The organism is Prevotella rectalis (assembly GCF_900607215.1).
Lineage (GTDB): Bacteria > Bacteroidota > Bacteroidia > Bacteroidales > Bacteroidaceae > Prevotella > Prevotella brunnea.
The window spans coordinates 62507-84487 of the sequence record NZ_LR027822.1; the positions used below are offsets into that span (position 1 = coordinate 62507).

11 protein-coding genes and 2 pseudogenes are annotated in these 21981 nt (G+C 41.8%); 8 read left to right on the plus strand and 5 right to left on the minus strand.

Features of this window, described 5'->3' with window-relative positions:
• From E0E16_RS08630 to E0E16_RS08645, 4 genes are all read right to left on the minus strand, one after another.
• The coding region (locus E0E16_RS08630; RefSeq protein ID WP_255418161.1) for a SpvB/TcaC N-terminal domain-containing protein at positions 1-8060 on the minus strand (8060 nt) is incomplete at its 3' end.
• A gap of 82 nt (positions 8061-8142) precedes the next feature.
• The gene (locus tag E0E16_RS08635) at positions 8143-9702 is read right to left on the minus strand and encodes a T9SS type A sorting domain-containing protein (protein ID WP_130829986.1); all 1560 of its coding nucleotides are present in this window, start codon (positions 9700-9702) and stop codon (positions 8143-8145) included.
• 36 nt (positions 9703-9738) lie between these two features.
• On the minus strand, positions 9739-10938 hold the full coding sequence (locus E0E16_RS08640) for an outer membrane beta-barrel protein (RefSeq protein ID WP_130830622.1): 1200 nt from the start codon (positions 10936-10938) through the stop codon (positions 9739-9741).
• Between the two features lie 17 nt (positions 10939-10955).
• Positions 10956-11675, minus strand: coding sequence for a porin family protein (locus E0E16_RS08645; protein ID WP_130829987.1), 720 nt, complete (start codon positions 11673-11675; stop codon positions 10956-10958).
• A 323-nt stretch (positions 11676-11998) separates the two neighbouring features.
• Between E0E16_RS08645 and E0E16_RS15000 the strand changes: the two are divergent.
• The 8 genes and pseudogenes from E0E16_RS15000 to E0E16_RS08680 form a co-directional block, all read left to right on the plus strand.
• A pseudogene (locus E0E16_RS15000) lies at positions 11999-12256 on the plus strand (hypothetical protein); the annotation flags it as partial.
• Positions 12257-12669: 413 nt separating this feature from the next.
• Entirely contained in the window at positions 12670-13296 is a 627-nt protein-coding gene (locus E0E16_RS08655; protein WP_004338736.1) for a TetR/AcrR family transcriptional regulator, read from the plus strand.
• 7 nt (positions 13297-13303) lie between these two features.
• Positions 13304-14440 (plus strand): StlD/DarB family beta-ketosynthase, encoded by a 1137-nt coding sequence (locus tag E0E16_RS08660; RefSeq protein ID WP_130829988.1) that lies wholly within the window; start codon positions 13304-13306, stop codon positions 14438-14440.
• 239 nt (positions 14441-14679) lie between these two features.
• Complete coding sequence (locus E0E16_RS13600; protein ID WP_036888032.1) at positions 14680-14952, plus strand: hypothetical protein; 273 nt, start codon at positions 14680-14682, stop codon at positions 14950-14952.
• 73 nt (positions 14953-15025) lie between these two features.
• Positions 15026-16357: a radical SAM/SPASM domain-containing protein gene (locus tag E0E16_RS08665; protein WP_181951340.1), complete on the plus strand. Its 1332-nt coding sequence runs from the start codon at positions 15026-15028 to the stop codon at positions 16355-16357.
• Positions 16358-16375: 18 nt separating this feature from the next.
• Positions 16376-18685 (plus strand): peptidase associated domain and porin domain-containing protein, encoded by a 2310-nt coding sequence (locus E0E16_RS08670; RefSeq protein ID WP_036885199.1) that lies wholly within the window; start codon positions 16376-16378, stop codon positions 18683-18685.
• 21 nt (positions 18686-18706) lie between these two features.
• Complete coding sequence (locus tag E0E16_RS08675; RefSeq protein ID WP_130829989.1) at positions 18707-20923, plus strand: peptidase domain-containing ABC transporter; 2217 nt, start codon at positions 18707-18709, stop codon at positions 20921-20923.
• A gap of 1 nt (position 20924) precedes the next feature.
• Entirely contained in the window at positions 20925-21404 is a 480-nt protein-coding gene (locus tag E0E16_RS08680) for a hypothetical protein (RefSeq protein WP_130829990.1), read from the plus strand.
• Positions 21405-21420: 16 nt separating this feature from the next.
• On the opposite strand, the pseudogene E0E16_RS13605 reads toward E0E16_RS08680, so the two are convergent.
• Positions 21421-21567, minus strand: a pseudogene (locus tag E0E16_RS13605) (plasmid mobilization protein); the annotation flags it as partial.
• Between the last annotated feature and the right edge of the window lie 414 nt (positions 21568-21981).

Consider the following 21981-nt stretch of genomic DNA (forward strand, 5'->3'; position numbering starts at 1 on the left):
GTGTTCTCTGGATCACCATACGCACCCTTCTCTGTAGGTACTCCAGGGGCAATGCCTTGCTGCTTATAGTATGCCTCTTTCTGCTTCTGAATCTGATTCATACGTTCAGCATAGTCCTGCTGACCAGCGGTTACGTATGATCCGTTGCGTCCATAGACGTTATTAAAAAGACCTGTCCCTATCCTTGAAGCAACTCGTTTGTCACCAATGAAGTAATGCTTCGTGAATCTGTTCTTGTTGACAGAGAGGATACTTGCCGGATAAAGCGTAAAGTTGTCCGTCTCGTGGAAGGTGATACCCTGCGGTGCACCATTGATATACACACCTTCCATCGTACCGTAACTCTTCATGATGCGTTCACCAACAGCATTGTAAGTGTAACGACTCGTCTTACCATTGTCAGAGAGTACCATCAGGCGGTTGTCTTCATCCCAATACATCTCACGGGTAGTGTTGGTAGAGTCGTTCGTTACCAGCGTTGGATTACCATTGGCATCGTAGGTGTAATGGTCATGACCAATCTGCGTTGGAGCCGTCGGATGGTTACTGTCCTCGTACTTATAAGCAAAGTTATAAGACTTCGCAGTTGTCGTTGAGTCCACCTTCTGAACTTTTGTCAGTGGTTCACTCATCCGTCCGAACGACATCACCATGTCATACGATGCACGCTTAGCCTTACCGCTTGCATGAATAAGACGGTTCAGCTCATCATACTCATACGTATGCAAACTCCTTCCTCCCAGCTTCGCCTTGTTGAGTTTCGTCAGCGACGTTGGGTTGGCGGCATTCGTAATACCAAGGATATTATCCACAGCATCATACTGGTACCTGTTCTCCATGACAGTCTGACCGTCCGCTGTAAGGTTCATCACCTGCAGACGTTCACGCTGCTTATCGTAGGTATAGGTAGTCTCCGTGCCATTACCGAGCTTCGTATAGACCGTATGACCCTCCTTGTCGTAACCTATCCTGTCAACTATAACGCTCTGACGTCCCTGTTTATTGCTCGTCAGGCTCTCCACCTGTCCAGCAGCATTGTAGTGATAAGTAACTACTTCACCATCAGGATAAGTCATCGACTGCACACGGTTCCAACTATCATAGGTAGCACCATAGACATAAGTCCTAATATCCGCCACGCTCGCCATGACCGTACGGACGGTCTTCGTCACCTCACCCTGTCTGCCGTAATAATACGCTTCACCGCCACTCGCATCCTCAACGAGGGCAAGACGACCAGCGCGATTATACTTATCGCCAGCTTTACCATAGGTATAAGTAACACGATTAAAGAGATTTTCTGGATAAAGTACCTCATGGAGTCGCTCGAAGTCGTAAGTGTAGGAGATGTAACCCTTGTCAGATATCGACTTCCTAAGCTCTGCCGTAAGCTTCGTCAGGAGGTTACCTGCCGCATCATAGGTCATATCCGTTTCACCAGCATCAGGATGGTTCACCATCAGTTTGCGACCAAGCAAGTCATAGGCATACTTCGTCTCCCTACCGTTAGGATGCTGAACCGTAATCACCTGACCGACAGGGTCATAGCTGTACTTCACCGTGATATCCTCACCACGAGCATGCTGCACCGTTTCACGGTTGTGCCCCTTGGCATCGGTATAGCTCTCCGCATGTCGTCCCAGTGCATCCGTGACTGTTGTCTGGAGCATCGGTTCACCGTCATGGCTGCCGACAGTATAAGCCGTACGTGTCACACTGCCGTCGGCAAGCGTAACACTCGTGGTACGGTTGTGCGCATCATACTCCGTTTTTGCCTGCAGATCACCTGTAGCGTGGTTGTAAGTGCCGATGTTACCATAGCTCTCCGTCATTGGGTAATAAGCCGCAATGCTGCGTCCGAAGGCGTCGATAACAGCCCTCCCGCTGACGATGGAGACCTTTTGATTGCTGCCACCAGACCAAACCACACCCGTCTGCTTCGTCTGAACGGCACGCATCAGCGAGTCGGCAAAGGTATAGGTGTCAATGTTCCCCTCCTTGGAATAATGGATGGTATGCGCCTTACGTTCTGCAGGGAAGTACTCAAAGCGGATGGTGAACGGCTGACCGCTCTCTATCTCATACGGAGCACGGATAGTCATCTGTCTGCCCAGGGCATCGTAGGTGTATTCCATCTTCTGCCCGTTAAGGTCGGTCGTTACAGACGGAGCATTCCAAAGACCATCATAAGCCGTGCTGGAGCTATAGCCGTATGCATCCTTGACACTTGTCACAAGACTATGATAGCGGTCGTCATACGTATAAGCATAGAACATACGCTGATGATTGTAGTTCTCCGGCTTCGTCATACGTGTGATGTTACCATAGCCATCGTAAGTCATGTTATAGACAGAAGGTTTGTCACCGTTATGGAGCATGATCTCCGTTATCTCACCGTTGCCGTCCACCTTCGTGCTGCGTTCACGATAAGTCTTACCGCTACTGCTGACAGTGATATGGCTCGGAACACTGACAATATACTTATCTGCTATCTTATGATAGTTGATATTTGCCTCTAAGCTATAGTCAGTTGTTGTCTCCTTATATCCCTGCAGGTTACCATAGTCATCGTAAGTATTGCTGACAGCAACTGCCAGACTATCGCCACTATCTACATCAAAGTTACTCTGAACGAGTGTCTTTAGGGCAGGGAAGACAACAGCATCTGTCGTATTATTACCAACGGCGAGTGTCTTTAGGTCGTAGTCATAGACAGCACCCTGCAGTTTCTTTCCATCAGCGGTATAGAGATACTCGCTCGTAACAAGTCCATGCGCATAGTAATCCCTGTTCTTACCATAAGTCTGTACGGAGTAACGATAGAGTCTGTCACCGTTCTCAGTGTCTATCTGATTGGTACGCACCTGCTTGAAACCGTAGAAGTCACGCTCACGGCGGTCACGATAGCCACCACTATATTCAAAGGTGTTCCTGCTTCGTATTGCTCCGTTCTCTTTGTATCCACCCGTCGTCTCAACCGATGACATCACCCAGCGGCGTCCTGGCAAATCGTAACTTGGAGTTGTCTGCTCATACCCGATATTGATATGTCCGCCGAAAGGAAGTGTCACAGAGCGCAGCAGGTTCGTTCTGCCCGTAAGGTTGCGATAAACAACAAGCTGCTTTGCCCCATCAGATATGATAAGATCAGGTAGTCCGTCACCGTCAATATCTCTCAAGGCTGCGCTTGTAAAACTAACGCCACTTGACCAAGATTTGGTAACCTTAGCTGTAAACCTTAGTTTTAAAAACAAAATATGTATTGGGATGGAGACAGCAAAATTACCATATTGAGAAACGGACGTTGCCAATGACTCATTGAAACTACCTTGTTGCTCTTCGGAATAAGGAATAAATCCCGACCCAGTATTCAACATTATAGTGAACTTTTCACCACTACGAGTTACCATATCAGGTAAACCGTCGCCATTAACATCTATAAAAGACACATTGTACTTTGTTGTTGTCTTCGTTCCATTGACGCCAAAGGATATATCGGCATTACCAAGTACTTCAATGGATGTACCAAGTCCTGCACCCCATGTGCTATTTTCAGAAGACTCCAATGATGTAACACCGCTACTCTCTTCATTTGTAAAGTTATATCCAAGACCAAACTTTACTTTGTCATCAAAGAGCATATCAGGAAGTCCGTCACCATTGAGGTCAGTCCAATCACTTTCTGTATGAGAAGTTCCAGAAGTAAAGTTTCCACTTGCGCTCACTGACACACTGGAGATAGCATTACCATTGGAAGAATTCCTACCTTCACCTCCACTTTGAGTTTCATCGTCTTGTGGTTTAGGGTTGATACTGATAGCTAAAGCGTTCTTTGACGAAGCCCGTTTTGATAGACTTGCATCTGCTCCTATAGTAGAAGAACTTGCTTTAAATTTTGGTCGATTGACATTTAATTTCATGCGACCTGCCCCAAGTGTACCAGTTGCATTGGTATATTGAGTAACAATATTGCCATCTACCTCCTCTAACCAATCAGGATAACCATTACCATTGATATCCATTAGAGCCACCTTGCTATAAGAAGTCTGTGTATTCTTACTGCCACTGAGTCCTGCATAAGAAACTCCACCGCTTACACCATAGCCATTACTCTTTGACTCACTCATAAGTACAGGTGCAGACAATTCGCCCGCATTTTTAGCATAATGAACACTGTCAATTATAATAGCATCCTCGCCGATACGAGAACTACAGATTGTATCTAAAGAGATAAAGACATGCTCAGATCCACCAACATACATCCTCTTGTTTGCATCATATCCCATAACAAAGAAGCGCTGTTCGTTGACAGGAGTAAGACTCTTTGCAAGTTGATTGCCATCGTGTGTAGATTTATAATGCTCGGCTATATCCTTATATTTATCCCTGTCAATGGTCAGTGCTGATACTTCTATTGGCTGGGTAGCATAGGCTTTATTGCCATTATAGGCGAATTGTCCCCATCCTCGATAGAGCCTTCCATAATCAACAGAGTTATACCCAGAGAATACACAAGCCTCTAATGTATCAACAAGTACACGTTGTTCACCTGTTACTACCATTGATGTTGCACTCTGATAAGAAAGACTGTCTCGAAGGAAGTTTACTTTAGCCTGTCTCACACTTGCCAATTCATTCTCTATGGCAAAGGTTGCCGTTATCTTGCCTAAACTCAATCGTTTGATAAGTGTTGTGTCTGTAACTACGATAGTATCTGCTTGGAGCGTATTGGATGTTTTCAAACGACAGGTGTGATGCAATACTGGAATTCCATCCTTATTGTGTAAGGTCAGATAGACAGTAGCTGTATCTATGTCATTTCTATTGTCCTTGCGTACGACAGAGAGCATAGGAACAATAGAAAGCGTTGGTCTGTACTTTCTACTCCGTACCGTTGCATCCTGTTTTAGGTCTTTACGCTCTGCGATGCTGACAGGCTTATTAAACATCCTACGAGATGCCACAAAGCGTACACGGTCTTGGTCCGTCTCATAGAAATAGTTACCTGCCCATTGTACCTTTGTCCAATCAACTGGGGATGTAGTTGTGATTTCAAAGAAGAATGAAACAGAATCTTTCTCATTTATGTTATCAGTATAATCGTAGGAGCCATTGACTACACTATCAGCAGGAAGTTTAAGTCGTTTTACAATTGTTTCACCATTATGATCCAATCGTGTAACGATAAGTGTAACATCATCAGAAGTCTTCCCCTTCATATAAGGAGCGTGAAGCGTAACCTTACCAGTACGATTAAATATAGCAACATTGTTTTCACCCTCTATATAATCAGTCTTGCTATTATATGTTTTTAAGTCTTCTGACAGATACCGATCCTTGCCAACAGGTAAAGAGACATAAGTAATTATAGGATTCCAAAGGACCTTATCATCCTCACCATCATATCGGGACTGAAGACGGAAGAAAATTCTGTCTCCTACTTTTACATCACAATTAAGATTGTTGGTTTTGCTACCAGCTTGTAATAAAGAGTCGCGGACCATGAAGCCATCACTCTCATGTTGAATGCTGTAGATGATACCATCACCTTGATTGCTAAGTTTTTTTATAGTACTTTGTATGTTGACCTTGCCAGCAAAAGGTGCGCACCACATCCGGACGGCATCATTCAGGGGATATTCCTTTTCCAGGGAGTCACGGATAACCTTATAGTCTGGAATAAAATGCTTATCAATAGGTGCTCCTTCGCCAATAATAGGATTAGCAGTCACATTACTTGCAGGACTAAATACAGGTTTACCGTCTACAATATGATTGAAGTAGACCTGACCATTGACAGCTATGTCTGTAAGTCCATCACTGTTGAAATCATAAAGATAGGTGGTAGTCTTATCTTGGTCTTTTGAATGTGTATAAGAAATTCCAGCAGAGGCTTTAAGTTTACTTGAAATACCAAATTCAATAGCTGCATCAGCATTAAAAGAGTGACTGGTACTATTTCCATCAGAGAAAGACTTTACTCCTGATATCAATATTGTTTTTCCAAAGAGTAAATTCTTTCCATCTGCACTCATGTTCTTACGGTAGAAAAGTCTGTTACCTCGTTTGAGGAGTTTATCGGGCAGTCCGTCACCGTCAATATCTACAAAAGCAACTTTACCTGAATTTGAACTCTTACTATTAGAGAAAGATGGACCAATATTTACTGTTCCAGCAGCGAAGCCAATACCTACCATTGTTCCCCAACCCGTAGTGTGGCTTTTTGAAGCTCCACCACCAAGAATACTAAGATTGTCATCACACCCACGAACCGAATGACTGAGGAATGCTTCGTAATCTTCTCCTTCGGCCTTCCATATCTCTGCCTTAGAAGAGAAAAGCCCATTTTTGAGGTCATTGTAATAGTCAAAGGATTGTGTAGCAACCTTACCATCCCTACTATCGTTCTGATCAATGCTCTTTAGCAGCATTTTGCCAAACGGCCCTTCTTCATAGTTTAAGGTATAACTGCGGAGCTGCTGACCATTATTCTTCACAGTGACCTTACGGAGTAGCCCTTTTTCCTTTTGCATAATGCCAAGTCTTCCGCGACTCGTCACATCTTTTCGATCTGTGGCTATAGAGTCAATATCAAACTCAATACTATACAGTCCTTCCGTCTCCCCGAATCCTGTCCATGTATAACGTTCAGGATAAAGGTTATTGCCAGATTTCATGTAATGGAAAGCGGCAAAGTTTCCGTGAACATCGGTAACACGGTCAAGTGCCCATTTGATACGGTTCCCTTTGGTGTCGGTAAGAGAAGTAGCATCACTGACACGACCACCATGACCACCATAACTGTAGACTGTACCATCCTTACCAGTCACTTCCCAGTAATAGTTCTTCGGGCTGTTACCCTTTCGGATAATCCTACTGAACCCGCCTTCAGTCATTGGATAGAACTGCTTGTCAGTCTGACGTGACAAAGAGTCGGTCCTACGATAGAGTCGGTCATTGAGTTGCTGTCCCATGAGGAGATAGCTCTCACTTTCTGACTTATCATCGAAACGTGGTACACCCCATCGGGTCTCTACGTCAATGCTCTGTACAGGAAGGCTCCATCCATAGCCTACAAAGCTACTGCCTCCCTCACTGCTGTACTGTAAGCCGGCACTTACACCAATATCATTACGCCCTGCAGGAACTTCGAAAGGATAGGACAGTGTTGCCGTACCATTCTGATTAGCTGATGGGGCTTCTATCTGCTGAATACCTGCTGCTGGGTCAGCAGCCTTCAGCTCACTGATACCTGTAGGGACATAATTCTGTGTTTCGGGACTCTCTGGAACCTTGATGATACCGTTGATGACATCCGTAAAGTGTGATGTCTCTGCCATTGCCACCTCACGTTTAGTATCAATACCTTTTGACTGGAGCATTGTCCAGCGTTGGTGCAGTTCATCATAGTAATAGGTGTGAATATCATCTACAGTATAGCCTTTCGGAATCAACGTGCTGTCGTAAGGTACTGAGATACTTGCCAGATGATGGACGAAGTGATTACCATGAGGTAAGAAACGATAACCTGACACCGTATCAGTTCTTGCCATTAAGGTGTCACAGCCACCTGTAACATTCACCATACCCGTAGGCAAGGTTGGTAGTTCACCTTTTCTAAGTGGTGTAATACTAAGAACTTTACCCTTTGCCATAGCCTCACGTGGAACGGCAAGCTGAGCACGCCCAACATTGAGTGTATCGCTGTCGGAATTAGTAAAGAACTTGCTGACGGTACGTTTGCCTAAGTCTGCAAAAAGTCTTGCAGATTTCCTATTCGCCTTGTGAATAGCTACACGATTCCCCTTTTCTTTTCTTGCGACTTCTTTGGAGAATCTCTTCACAGAAGAGTTCTGTACACTGTCCTTAACTTGTGTATGTAAGGAAGTAGCCTTTCGGGAAATGCTATCTTTTTGTACAGAAGAGACTGTATCAGTACATGTAGAATCACTGATTACTGTTTCTTTAGCAGAACGACTACTTCCACCATTACAGGAGTTTAGTATGATTCCTGCCAGCAACAGGAAAGGAAGGAGGAGTGAATGTGTAGAATACTTCATTATTCTTGCTATTTTGTTTCAGACCCAAAGGTCCTCAATATATATACTTGCGTTGGAAAATTTTATAAAATAAAAATGAGATTTACTTCCTCACCAGTTTAAATGTCTTTTCTTTGCTACCACTTTGCAGTGTCAATAAGTAAACACCTGTCTGTGGAAGATAGACTTTGGTTGAGAAATATGTATCAGGCATATTAGTCTGACGACTGACAAGAGCTCCACCCGTCGTATAGAGTACCATATCCAATGGAGCTGCTTCACTTAGTTCCACCTGCACACCGACATATCCATTCGTCGTTGGATTAGGACTTACACTTACATTTGCAAAGAAGTCACTACTTCCGTCAGAAGGGTTCATGGAAGGAATCTCTGTGATACCTGTCTTCGAAATCTGAAACTCATTCTCAGCCTTGTTGCCCACATGATCTGTCGTCGTAAGAAGGTATTTCCCTTCTATGAGTCTGTCAGCAGATTGTATGCTGTCGCTTGTAGTACGGTTGAAAACAGACATGTGGTCTCTCTGTAGGGTCATCTTGTAAGGGGCAATACCACCTGTTACTCTGACAGAAAGTGTTCCTGTACTACCGCTCTTCTCCGTTGGCTGCTTTACTTCTATTGTCGTAAACATATCTTTGGCAGCTCGCAGCGTGAAGACATCACGTTTTCCTAATGGTATATTCTTAAAGACAATACTGTCACCAACTGTCGTATTTGCCTTATGATAGCTTAGAGTTTTGACAGAAAAGCTACCCGTTCCTGTAGGATCAACGGCAAGATAGTAGCTCTCGCCTTCTGCAAGAGGCTGTATCTGGCGTAGCTGCTTTCCATCAGCTACAACATCAACATTAGGCTTGTCAATCCGTGTTGCAGTATCCATCCATCGTCTCCCGAGCCACTTGCCGTAAGCCTTACTCTGGCGGAAAGAAAGTTTACCATTGTTGTCACCCCAAAGAATACTCTCACCATCTTCAAGAGACTTGCTCATACTGATTGCAAGAAAACCATCATCCTCACAGCTCTTAGCTCTTGTCTTATGTAAGGCAGAAGCCTTGTCTGAGATAAGACCAGTTATATGGTGACTATAGGCTTTGTTGGTATAACCATTCCAAATGACCTCGCTTCTTGAATTAAGGTAACTGCTGCGAAGAGTCACGTCATATTTCAATGCAAGATAGCTTTCCACACGGCAACGTTCTGTATCGGAAAGGCGGCGATCGAAGACGGCATACTCAACAGTTCTACCATCAAGGTTCTTTACAGGTAGCTTGGTATTCCCATTCCGACCGATATGCAGCGTCTGACCATTGCCCATATTGGAAGAGGTCGTATAGCTGTAAAGTCGCATTTCAGGGAGCGAGTCCTTGGCATAATTCATGAAAGTACCATCGCCAAGGTTTGCAGCACGTTTAGTTGTCTGCATACGAGTAATAGCTTTTCCGCTTCCAAGAGACCATATTGCCTGCTCCTTTTCGCCATATACCTTACTTACGCCTATATAGGTAAGTCCAGCACCAGCAGAGACACAGACAGAGGTAGAATCGTGTGACCATACCATTGGCTTATCTACACCACCAGGGGTCTGAGCAGTAGCAGAAAGAGTGAATAGAAAGAAGAAAACTGCTGTGAGGTATTTATGTTTCATTTAAAGACCGTTTTAATATGATTGTAGTTATGCTGCTTATTTAGCTTTGCCAATAGGAAGACTGTAACCAATGGTAAGGCTGACAGTCTGAAGATTATTCATACGCTCCTGATAGCCATAGTCATTGGCACTGGTGCGGAGCATATCATTAAATTCGAAACCGTATTCCAGTCCTGCCTCAAGACCGTTCTTTATATCAACATAGCCAATTTTTATAGTAGGAATGAATACTACTCGTGCTTTGACAGATTCTCTCAGATGATCCTGGGTACGTTCAGCCTGCTGTCGGTATACCTCTCCAATGCGGTCATTGGTGAAGTCGATATTACGGCTGCCAAACGGAATAGCGGCACTAATTCCTGCTCCCATATAGAACTTTGGGAAAGCATAGAAACGAAGCAGGACTTGTGGAGTAATGAAATTATAATGAAATCGTGTAGTCTCGGTTACATTTTCAGGTATCTTATGCTCTGTCAGCTTGCTGAGAATACGGGTGTAATCAATGCCCAGCTCAGCACCTAATCTACGATATTGCCATGTGCCAAAGACACCAATACGAGGACTGATACCACCACGTTCACTCATTGTGAAAGTAGGGCGTATGTCATAGTTCTCAATAATACTGCTTAATCCTGAAATGCTGGAATAACCTACTCCTGCTCTGAGTCCAATCCGAAAAAGGTGATAGTGAGGAAAAGAATAAGTTATCAAAGATGATGTATCTTTCGGAATTTCCTCTACTATGGTGGGCTGGCTATTCATAGAGTTGTCAAGAACATGTTCACCTGTTTCCAGATTTGTTGGTTCATTGTCTGGTTCGCTCATCTCATGTTTTCTAATGGCTATTTTATCGTTTACAGATGAAACGTCAGTTGATAACGATGGAGAAAGGATAGGCTGCTCTGACGAGGAATGTTTGCCATTAGCAGTTTTTCTTGTCCTGCTTGATTTTTTAATTCTCCTTGTATTGATACTTGTAACGTTTCGGGACACATTCCCCAGCTTATTATATACACAATATGAACGTCCCGAATCTTTCTGCACATTTGTCTTGTCTAAAGAAGAAACATGTGGTGTAGAAGATTGTGATGGAGCCTTGTCTGCTGTCTTTTGTTCTATACGCTGCACAGACTCTGGTTCGTCATTAACACAACGTTCTATACCAAAAAGAGTAGCTATGCCAAGAAAGATTCCTGCCAGAATATAACGTTTTTTTCTGTTGCTCTTGTCCTTCATAGATAAACTCATAAGGGCTAAAGTTTAAAAAGATAGCTGATACTTAGCTCTATGTTCTGTCCATGGGTTGAATGTTCTGCCCAGTTATAGTCATTACGTTCTGTCTTAATGGTAGAGTTCAATCCGTGAAAGTAACGTAAATCTAAAGCCCAGTGGTTGCCAATTTCATATCCAAAACCACCGCCAACGGCAATATCTGGCTGCCCTGTTAACTTCTCTTTCATTAGACGTTCCGTCTCATCGACAGTGGCAAAATGATAGTTTGTAAACTTACTTTCTTCTTGATTACTCTCGTAAGATATGCCCTTGCCATTAAGGTTAGCTCCCGCGCGTCCTCCAATTGAAATATTGAAGCCTTTGCGCCAAGGATAAATCTTCAACAGAGCAGATACGCCAATGCAATTATAACGAGGTGTAACTTTATAGTTTAACTCCTTATTATCATTATAGACAAGCTGTGAAGCCTTCTGCCAATAGCTAAATCCACCTTCAACACCTATGATGGAACCATCGACATGATACTGAGCAAATACACCAACTGTTGGCGTAAGCTGCCACTTGTCTTTGAAACTGTAATTGGAATAATAGTCTTCAGGAACAAGAATCTTATCCAGACCAGTAGTGACAGACATGCCGCCACCCAAACGGATGCCTAACTTGAAGGTGGAATCCTGCGCAGATAAATGCCCGCATGAGAGACATAGTGCTAATACGGTGACTGACTTGATGATGTTCATATTGCTAACTGTTTGATAATTTTTGCAAAAATACGAAAAACAGTGAAAATCAACCGCAACTGTCGTAAATTTAACATTTTTGTAGGCTTAATTCCCTGTAAAAGGAATGAATAGTATGAAAAACTGTGGACGAGAGGTAAAATCCATTGAGTTCGTTGGATATTTCATTTTTAGTTACTATCTTTGCCGTATCTATTGGTCTTTGAAGCATTGCAGAATAAAGAAAGGAAAAGAAACTCGCTCGTTTCTTAATCGTTCACCTTAATTATATCATATATTCTGCTTTCTATTAGTAATCAGCCAATTACATTCATACCCACTACTTTTATGCGGAGATATGCGACTTTCGCACAGCCAAGGACATCGGTATCGACCGACCCGAGAAAAATGAGATACTGCATAACATACCACCTACGCCCGAACAGGAAGAATTCATCGGCAAACTGATGGAGTTCGCCAAGACGGGAAATGCCACGTTGCTCGGGCGCGAACCACTCAGCGAGAGCGAGGAAAAGGCGAAGATGCTTATCGCAACCGATTACGCCCGGAAAAGATTCAAGAATTTTGTATCTTTCAGATAATCAACAAACTAAGAACGAATAAAGGATAAATGGGTTACGACTTGGAAACGAGCGAGTTTCTTTCCATTTCTTTATCCTGCAATGCCTCAAAGAACACATCAATTCGATAATGCAAAGATAATATATTCTGATGAAAACAGTGGGGTTTTATGGAAATAAATTGTAGATACACCTTAAAATATTCACATCTAATTCTATTGGCACTTATTTATTCAAGTTTTAGTGTTGTTATTATGCTATCAAAAAGGCTCATAATCAATTATTTTACACTGTAAAGTAAGATAAAGAGAGAAAAATGAAACTTTTTCGGGAAAAATCATCAGAAAAATTTGGCGGATTGAAATAATTTGCATAATATTGCACATACAAGCACAGAACAAACGTTCTGTTTTGAATTTAGCAAGTATGAAATAATGGAAAAACAAATAGATAAAGAAAGCATAAGCAAAAGGGACATTATCCTTAATGAATCGTTCAGGCTGTTTCTGAAAAAAGGTTATGCAGCAGTATCATTTTCGGATTTAGTGGAAGCTACTGGCATTTCTCGTGGCAATATGTTTCATCATTTCAAGAATAAGGAGGATATATTCAATCATGCCGTTGATAGGTTTGTATTTGAATTCTTGACAAATGATGCTACAGACTTTCTTGAACTTACAAGCTCGACACCATTAAAGACCTTCATTGATAATCGTGTAGAAAACATCGGTCGCCGTATGAAATCATTTTTTATAATGACAAAAGGCACAGTCACTCCTGCCAATTTCATGTCATTTATCTTGTATCTGAAAGACAACTATCCGGATTGGAAAGAGAAGTTTCAAGAATACGAGAAAAGAAAGAGCCTTGAGTGGAAAGAGGTGATAGAGCTTGCCAAACAGAAAGGAGAGATTACTCAAACTGTGGAAACAGAAAAGATTATATCTTCCATTAGAAATATATATCTTGGATTGTCATACAGAAGTGCATTGAGCAGCCAACTTTCTATTTCCGAATTGAAAGAGCAAATATACACAATATACTATTTAATAACCAAATAATATTCCTATGGAAAAAGCAGCATATATCAATAGCGTATCGGCATATCTTCCTAATTCTCCCATCGCCAATGAGGATATGGAAGACTATATCGGAAAAATTGGTGGAAATCCTTCAAGGGTTCGCTCAATTGTACTGAGGCAGAATGGGATTAAAACACGATATTACGGGTTGGACAAAAACCAAAGCCTAACACACTCGAATGCAGAATTGGCAAAAGAAGCCGTATGTGGGCTGTTTGAAAATGGAAATATTCCTGACGACTTGACCCTTTTGGCTTGTGGGACAAGCACACCCGATCAATTGCTTCCTTCCCATGCGTCTATGGTTCATGGAGAATTAGCCAACTATCCTATGGAAATATTTTCCTCTGCAGGTGTATGCCTTACCTCATTGCAGGCATTGAAAATATGCTATAGCAATATTCTTGCAGGACTGCATCAAAAAGCTGTATGCGTGGCATCAGAATTAACTTCACCTGCATTGGTATCCAAATTTTATGACCCGGAGTATGAAGCTACACACGACAATCCTGACAAAGACCCTTATATGGCTTTTGAAAAGGATTTTATGCGGTTCATGCTTTCTGATGGTGCAGGAGCGGTATTGGTACAAGATTACCCCGAAGGAGCGTGTCCTCTAAAAATTGAATGGGTCGATATGACTTCCTATGCCAACGAACTACCTACCTGTATGTTTATGGCATCGGAGTTGCAGGAGGACGGGCGGCTCAAAAGCTGGAAAGAGTTCTCTCCTAATGAGATTAAGGAACGTGCCGTGCTTGTGGGCAAACAGGACATTCGGCAGCTAAAGAAGCACATTATTAAGTATTGGGTAGACCATATCGAAACCGTACTTGCCAAACATCATGTAAAAGCAGAAGAGATAGATTATGTCATACCTCATGTATCATCAATGTTTTTCTATGAGAAATTAAATGATGAAATAGCTGCTCGCAACATTGCTCTGACAAAAGAGAAATGGTTTACAAATCTGACTTCTGTCGGCAACATCGGTTCAGCAGCCATTTATGTAGGATTGGAAGAACTCATAAGGACAAAGGGTATAAAGCAAGGAGATAAAATTCTTCTCCTTGTACCGGAGAGTGGAAGATTCTCGTATGGAACAGTGCTTCTATCTGTATGATAGTTAGCTCCTGTATTTATGAAGTCCCTTGCAAGGAGTTTGTAAAAAACAAAAGAGAACGGAATAAGAATTAAAGAATAACTTGCATTTAGAAAAAATAAAAAACACAAGCTATTAGCTTGGAAGTTGCAGTTATCTGCAATGCAGTAATTCCTACCGAATAACTCGGGAAACTGTATGAAATAAAGGACGCGGATTCGAAAAGCGACACGAGTAGAATTATATAAACACTGCTATCTATGATAGAAAATGATTTTATCACCATTATTGATGGAATTGAAAATTTAGATTCTAACTTAATGGGAATGTTGCATGGAGGTCTTTCTAGCAACATGAATGATTGCAATTGTGGCTCGGGAAATAGCAATACGGAACAAACAGAACACGGTAGTAACGATTGTACTTGTGGATCAGGAAACAGTAACAAGATTGCAGCTCCTTCTGATTGCACTTGTGGGTCTGCAAATAGTAATAGTACACATTCAACAATAAGACAATTACAATTTGGATAATCTTTATTAGCCATATCGAATTAGTTGGATTTAGTCCTGTTGATTTGATATGGCTTTTTATATATTTTTAAATATGAGTGATTTTATTATTTCTAAGTATTGCATTCCTTTTTTATCATCAGATGAAAAAGCCTATTTTTATTTGTCAAACAACAATTCTCTACATAAAGTGAGTCGTAAAATTTATGACTCGGTCTGCGAATGTAAAAAAAATCCTTCTTCAATAAGCCGTATTCCAGAGAAGATTTTCCAAAAATTGAAAACAGTCAATATCATTACCACTGTTGAAGAAGAAACCAATTATTACCGTAAAATAAAGATGGATTATTTTATGGAAGTTTTCTCCCATCAAAAACTACTTTTAACAATAGCACCAACAAGCGATTGTAACTTTAATTGTCCTTATTGTTTTGAAGAGAACAAAAGACCCATAAGAATGTCTGATGCCGTAATTGAAAATATAATTCTTTTTATAAAACGTTACAAACATCTTGAATATCTATATATTACATGGTATGGGGGAGAGCCGTTAATGGCAATAGATATTATAGAAAAAATTCTGAATAGAATTAGTATCGAGATACCAAATATTAAAATATCTCATCATTTCCTTGTTACAAACGGATATTTGATAAATGAAAAGATGCTTTCTCTTTTTTCCAAATATCCACTTAACTCAATTCAAATCACATTAGATGGCAATAAACCACGTCACGATAATTTGAGAAAACTAAAAAAAAGTGGGATGGGAACTTTTGATAAAATAGTTAGAAATATTGACTGTATTTTGAAAAGCATGCCTAGTACGCAAATTTCTGTTCGCGTTAATCTTGACAAGGATAATGTTGGAGATTTTGAGAATATCAGAAATGAGTTGCTTGAAAAATGGAGTTCTTATCCAAATATAACAATATATCCAGGCATATTACGAATAGAAGACACTGTAAACAAATGTATGGGATGTCAATCTTTATTACACGATGACGTTCGAGATTTGTTTTATGGATTAACAGAAGCCGTCAATTTCTATCCTGTTTTACAAGGTAAAGGGTGTTCGGCAACTCATCTAAACTCCTTTTTAATTGGTCCTTTAGGAGAGTTATATAAATGTTGGAATGAACTTGGAGATAGCAAGAAAATAATTGGTTATATTAACGATCAAGACTTCAAAAACAAAGATTTAATACGAAAATATGTATTATCAGCCAATTGTTTTGAAGATGAAAAATGTAAGGATTGCGAATTTATACCTATTTGCATGGGAGGATGCGCCTTTTATCGAATCAAGAATATGTTTGACAATGGGAATTTTGACATTTGCTCACTCTACAAAGATAACGGAGTAATAGAAAAATGTATTTGTTTACATTTGGATAAACTGAGGATTAAAACACCTTCTATCTGAAATTTTAATATAATCTATATGCAAAGACTATTTTTGTTCGCGTTCATGGTTTGCACATTTAGCAACATAAATGCGCAGTATTCTATTATTGGAAAAGTCCTCATCGAGAATGGTGACACCCTTGAATCCAATGTAGAGCTGTACACCAAAAGCCATACGGTTGTTTCTGCCGTACAAACACAGAAAGGAATGTTTTCATTCTCAAATCTCGCAAAAAACAATTTTTATTATGTGGTTGCATCACATGTCGGATATACTACTGACACAATAAAGATAGACCGCATAACAAAGGATCTGAACATTGGGACAATGTTCCTTAAAAACAGTCTTACTACGTTGGACGAAGTTACCGTTGTGGGAAGCAGTATAAGTTTTCAAAATGGAAGCAAAAGAATTTTCCCCAATGAATTTCAAAGAAACAGTCCTGACGCTATGGTTATGCTTGACAAGATGAACCTGTCGAGGATTAATGTTGACCCACTAACAAAAAGCCTGACACTGAACGGTGGCGGAAGCGTTAAGACATTGCTTAACGGAAGGGAGGTATCAGCCGTTGAAATTGCTGCACTTTCCCCGGAAATTATACAGCGCGTAGAATACCACGACACGCCGGAAGCACGGTATGGCAATGCAGACGTGGTCTTGGATTTTATTACCAAAAACGACCAAGTTGGCGCAAGGGTTTACCTTTCTTTGTGGCAGGGGCTTTTAACGAGTTTCGGAGAGGACTACATTTCCTTGAAATTCAACCGCCGGAACAGCCAGTTTTCATTAGACTACAATATGGCATACCGCAATTGGAAACACCTCAGCAGGGAATATGAAGAGGACTTTAATCTGCAAAATGAGAACTTTTCGAGAACCGAACTGGGGCATCCTGGACGATTCAGATACGACAACCACAACGTACGTTTCAATTACAACTATCAGGAGAACAAGAAAATAATTAACTTTTCACTGGGGACTGCCATCCAAAATGCGCCGTATAAAGAGTGGAACAGTGATTTGCACTATAAAGGGACAGCACTCAACTTATACGACAATGCGAAATCATCGGCCACAAATCCTTATTCGCAACTATATATACAGTTGCCCATAGGAGAAAATCAACTATATGTAATGAATCTCTCTGGTCAATACAACAAAGGGAAATACAACCGTCTGTATCAGGAGGCAGACAACGAAAGTGAATCCAACCAATTCTGCAGTAATGTCCGTGAGATTCAAAAAGGCTATGCGCTGTCGCAATTATACGAGAACAGGCAGAATTGGGGAACTTTGACCATTGGAGCAAACTTCAACCAGCAGTTTACCAAAAGCGACTACAATTCAGTCCGAAACGATATGACACAGGAGCATCACACAGGCCAACGCCAGACCAACCTTTATTCTTATGCACAATGGGGAAAGGCATGGAGCGAACTTTATTGCCGAGTGGGCATTGGACTGAACCAGCGATGGATGCATGTGGGAGAACAAAAACAAAGCACCTTTACGATTCGTCCGATGCTATTCGTCCGTTATACCGTTTCTCCAAAAATCGAACTTCGTTATCAGGGGTCGGTCTCTAATATAATGCCTACACTTTCGGCTATTTCTGACTATTCACAGGATATAGATTTTATACAGGTACAGCGAGGTAATCCTAATCTCAAGCCGCAGGTTGATTTCTATAATGCGTTGGTATTCAATTATAAATTCACAAAAACAGCATTGGCTCTCTACTTGAATGAAACATATTCAAAGTCGCCAATCATGGAATGTACATATCTGGATAATGAAAAGGTGGTCAGAACCATGGAAAATCACAAGAATTTTCAGAACTATAATGCGGAATTTGAATATGGAGGGCAGCCTTTTGGCAATCTGCTGTCGTTCAAAGTTTATACCGGCTTAAAATTTTATAAAAGCAATGGCAACCAATACACTCACCGCAAAACAATACCCTACTATGGGGGTCAGGTTTCTGTTTACTATAAACAATTCACTATGAGATGGCAGTTTCGCAAGAATGTGCAGGACAGGTTTTGGGGAGAAACGCTTTATCGGTATGAAGACGGCCACATGTTGTCGTTTGGCTATCAGACAAATAAACTCAGCCTTTCTGCCGATGTGCTGAATCTGTTTTCTTTGAAGCATATTTCCGCACAAGAAAACTATTCAAGCGTGGCTCCTTACAAACGCTATGAATATCTTGATGAAACAAGAAATCTTATACGTTTAAACCTTACGCTGAACCTATCGTATGGTAAAAAATACAAGGAGGCTTCAAAACGCATAAACAGCAACACAAGCAGTGAATCATCCGTCATTAAAGGAGAGAAATAATAATAATTTTTGATTTTAATAATGAGTTTTGCAATAAAACGACAACGAGATGCTATGGATTGCGGTCCTTCCTGTTTGGCGATGATAGCCAAACATTATGGACAGCAAGCTGATAAGGAGCAATTGCGGAAGATCTGTTCCTTAGGCAAAGAAGGTGTTTCTCTTCTTGGTATCAGCAAGGCTGCAGAAAACCTCGGTTTCAAGACCATTGGAGGACGTTTGAGTTTTGAAATGCTATACCAAGAGGATCCGATGCCTTGTATTATACACTGGAATCAGAACCATTTTGTCGTTGTCTATAAGATAAAAAAGCACAATAAAGGAAAATATACCGTATATGTAGCAGATCCGGGCAAGGGACTTGTTACCTATACCAAGGAAGAGTTCTGCGAGCATTGGATAAGCACCAAGACCAACGGCGAGGAGAAGGGCATAGCCCTTCTTCTTGAACCGACAGAACAGTTTTATGCTCAAAACGATACGAAAGCAGTGCCGACTCAAAGGCGAGTGAAATTTCTCTGGAGCTATCTCAAGAAATACAAGCGTTTCTTTACGCAACTCATTCTCGGTTTGTTACTCGGCTCACTCCTGCAACTTGTCTTCCCGTTCCTCACCCAAGCTATTGTAGATACAGGTATAGGGGGAAAGGATGTCGGCTTTGTGTGGTTGGTGCTGCTGGCAGAGATGATGCTTCTTTTCAGTCGTACCGCCATTGACTTTATCCGATCAAAGATACTCCTGCACATCTCCACCCGTATCAACATCTCGCTCATCTCAGACTTCTTCATCAAGCTGATGAAACTACCGATGAAGTTCTTCGACACCAAACTGATGGGTGACCTCCTGCAACGCATCGAAGACCACAGGCGTGTAGAGCAGTTCCTCACATCGAGCAGTCTTAGTTTACTTTTCTCATTTTTTACCTTCCTTGTCTTCGGTGTTGTGCTGGCAGTCTATAATCTCGGTATCTTTGCCGTCTTCCTCATTGGCACAGTCCTATATGCAGGTTGGATTATCCTTTTTCTCAAAAAGCGCAGACAGCTTGATTACAAATACTTTGAGCAGGCAGGGCGCAACCGCAACGTTACCTACCAGCTCATAGGGGGTATGCAGGAAATCAAACTGCAGGGATGCGAGCAGCGCAAACGTTGGGAATGGGAGGACGTACAAGCCGACCTGTTTAAGGTCAATCTACAATCGCTCAATCTGCAACAAGTGCAACAGGCAGGAAGCATCACCATCAATGAGGTGAAGAACATCCTCATTACCGTACTTGCAGCCACAGCCGTGATACACGGCAACATGACACTCGGTATGATGCTGGCGGTACAGTACATCATCGGACAGCTCAACAGCCCTGTGGAACAACTTATTCAGTTTATCTACTCATGGCAAGACGTAAGCATCAGCCTTGACCGCATGAACGAAATCCACACCGAGACCAACGAGGAAAATGTCGAACGGACACGTACCGCCTATACGCACAAGACCACCGAAGGACATTCCCTCACGATAAAAGACCTATCCTTTAAATACGACATCTACAGTCCGAAAGATATTCTCTCCGACATCAATCTCTCCATACCCAACGGCAAGGTAACGGCAATCGTGGGAGCGAGTGGAAGCGGAAAGACAACGCTCGTAAAACTCCTTTTGGGATTCTATGAGCCACTGAATGGAAACATCGAGATAGGCAATGCCAATTTGAGTGAATACAACCTCGGCTGGTGGCGAAGCCAATGCGGTGCGGTGATGCAGGAGGGGTATCTCTTCTCCGATACAATTGCGAGGAACATTGCCATATCAGACGATGAGCCCGACATCGAACGTATCCGTCATGCTGCCCGTGTGGCAAACATCGCTGACTACATCGAAGCCCTGCCTTTGGCTTACAACACGATGATAGGACAGGACGGACAGGGCATCAGTCAGGGACAACGACAACGCATTTTGATAGCAAGGGTAGTCTATAAGAATCCAATGTTTGTCTTTCTGGATGAAGCGACCAATGCCCTCGATGCCAACAATGAACGAGCCATTACAGAAAACCTCTCGGAGTTCTACAAGGGAAAAACAGTTGTAGTAGTGGCACACCGCCTTTCCACTGTTCGCGATGCCGACCAAATTGTAGTTTTGGATGAAGGTAAAATTGTAGAGGTAGGTACACACGAGGAACTGACTGCTAAACGTGGTAAATATTTTGCCTTAGTAAAGAATCAATTAGAACTTGGCAACTAATATGGAAGAAGAAAAGAAACCAGAACGAAGCTTTGAACTGCGTAGCGAAAAAGTTCGTAGTATCGTGGGACAGATACCCTCCTCGCTTATCCGTTATGGCATTACCGCCATCGGAATGGTGTTGCTCTGCCTTTTTGCTGTAGCCTATTTCCTGCCCTATAAACAAGTATATTCGGGTACGGCTACCATACACAAAACGGCTACCACACCAGTAGACAGCACAAATATAACCATCTTGCTTAAGTTTGAAAACAAGCGTCCTGACAAGATGAAGGGACAAATAATTTGTCTGCAATCTCCATATAGAACGTTTGTAGGACAGATACGAGACCTGTCTCCTGTCCGTGACACATTGGAGCGCCAGGAAGCACTATGCCGTTTCAAGTCAGCCGACATAAAAACTGTAGAAAACCAAACGGTGGATTTCCAGATAACTCGAACATCGGGTAATCTGCTGCAAAAAATGCTTGGGGGAATATAATCTCATCGCACATTCTTTATCTCTCCCGAAAGTCAATGGTTAAACTCACCGTCTTCTCTTGTAGGGCGATGAGTTCTTTTGTCAGATGGATAAGTTCCTGCAACAGGGTTTGTGTCGTTGTTTCCCTCTCGGTGATGTGGAGAAAGCGCACCACCTGATTGTAGGGGAACGTAAAGAAATATGACAGTGCTTCGGTATGATTTTCTTTCTGTTCGTGCGGAGCTTAGCTTTTGCTTTCCAAAAGGTAAGCTTTTGCAATGCAAAAGGTCATGAATCGAAGTGCAAAAGCCCAGCTTTTAAATTACGGTTGATATTATCCTGATTTTCAATTGGTTATAAAATATTATTGCTGTCCGGTAAAACTTTTTTGGGGCTATCTGTGTTAGTTAAAATAGACTTAAACTTATTATTTCTTAGAATTATCGGTTATTTTAGGTCTTTTCTTGTCAAAATAAGTGCATTTTATAATGCTTACAGTTTGAAACTGAAAACCAAGCCCCAGGATGAGTAAAACGGCTGCAATACCGATGGATAAAGAGATACAGAGCTTTCAGTTAATTTTTACCGGACAGCAATA

What these genes read in the sequence shown, in the direction of transcription:
- E0E16_RS08645 (WP_130829987.1), bottom strand. Translation starts at nt 11,675, where the DNA reads ATGAACATCATCAAGTCAGTCACCGTATTAGCACTATGTCTCTCATGC.
- E0E16_RS08680 (WP_130829990.1), top strand. Translation starts at nt 20,925, where the DNA reads ATGGAAGAAGAAAAGAAACCAGAACGAAGCTTTGAACTGCGTAGCGAA.
- E0E16_RS08640 (WP_130830622.1), bottom strand. Translation starts at nt 10,938, where the DNA reads ATGAAGGACAAGAGCAACAGAAAAAAACGTTATATTCTGGCAGGAATC.
- E0E16_RS08665 (WP_181951340.1), top strand. Translation starts at nt 15,026, where the DNA reads ATGAGTGATTTTATTATTTCTAAGTATTGCATTCCTTTTTTATCATCA.
- E0E16_RS08675 (WP_130829989.1), top strand. Translation starts at nt 18,707, where the DNA reads ATGAGTTTTGCAATAAAACGACAACGAGATGCTATGGATTGCGGTCCT.
- E0E16_RS08670 (WP_036885199.1), top strand. Translation starts at nt 16,376, where the DNA reads ATGCAAAGACTATTTTTGTTCGCGTTCATGGTTTGCACATTTAGCAAC.
- E0E16_RS13600 (WP_036888032.1), top strand. Translation starts at nt 14,680, where the DNA reads ATGATAGAAAATGATTTTATCACCATTATTGATGGAATTGAAAATTTA.
- E0E16_RS08655 (WP_004338736.1), top strand. Translation starts at nt 12,670, where the DNA reads ATGGAAAAACAAATAGATAAAGAAAGCATAAGCAAAAGGGACATTATC.
- E0E16_RS08660 (WP_130829988.1), top strand. Translation starts at nt 13,304, where the DNA reads ATGGAAAAAGCAGCATATATCAATAGCGTATCGGCATATCTTCCTAAT.
- E0E16_RS08635 (WP_130829986.1), bottom strand. Translation starts at nt 9,702, where the DNA reads ATGAAACATAAATACCTCACAGCAGTTTTCTTCTTTCTATTCACTCTT.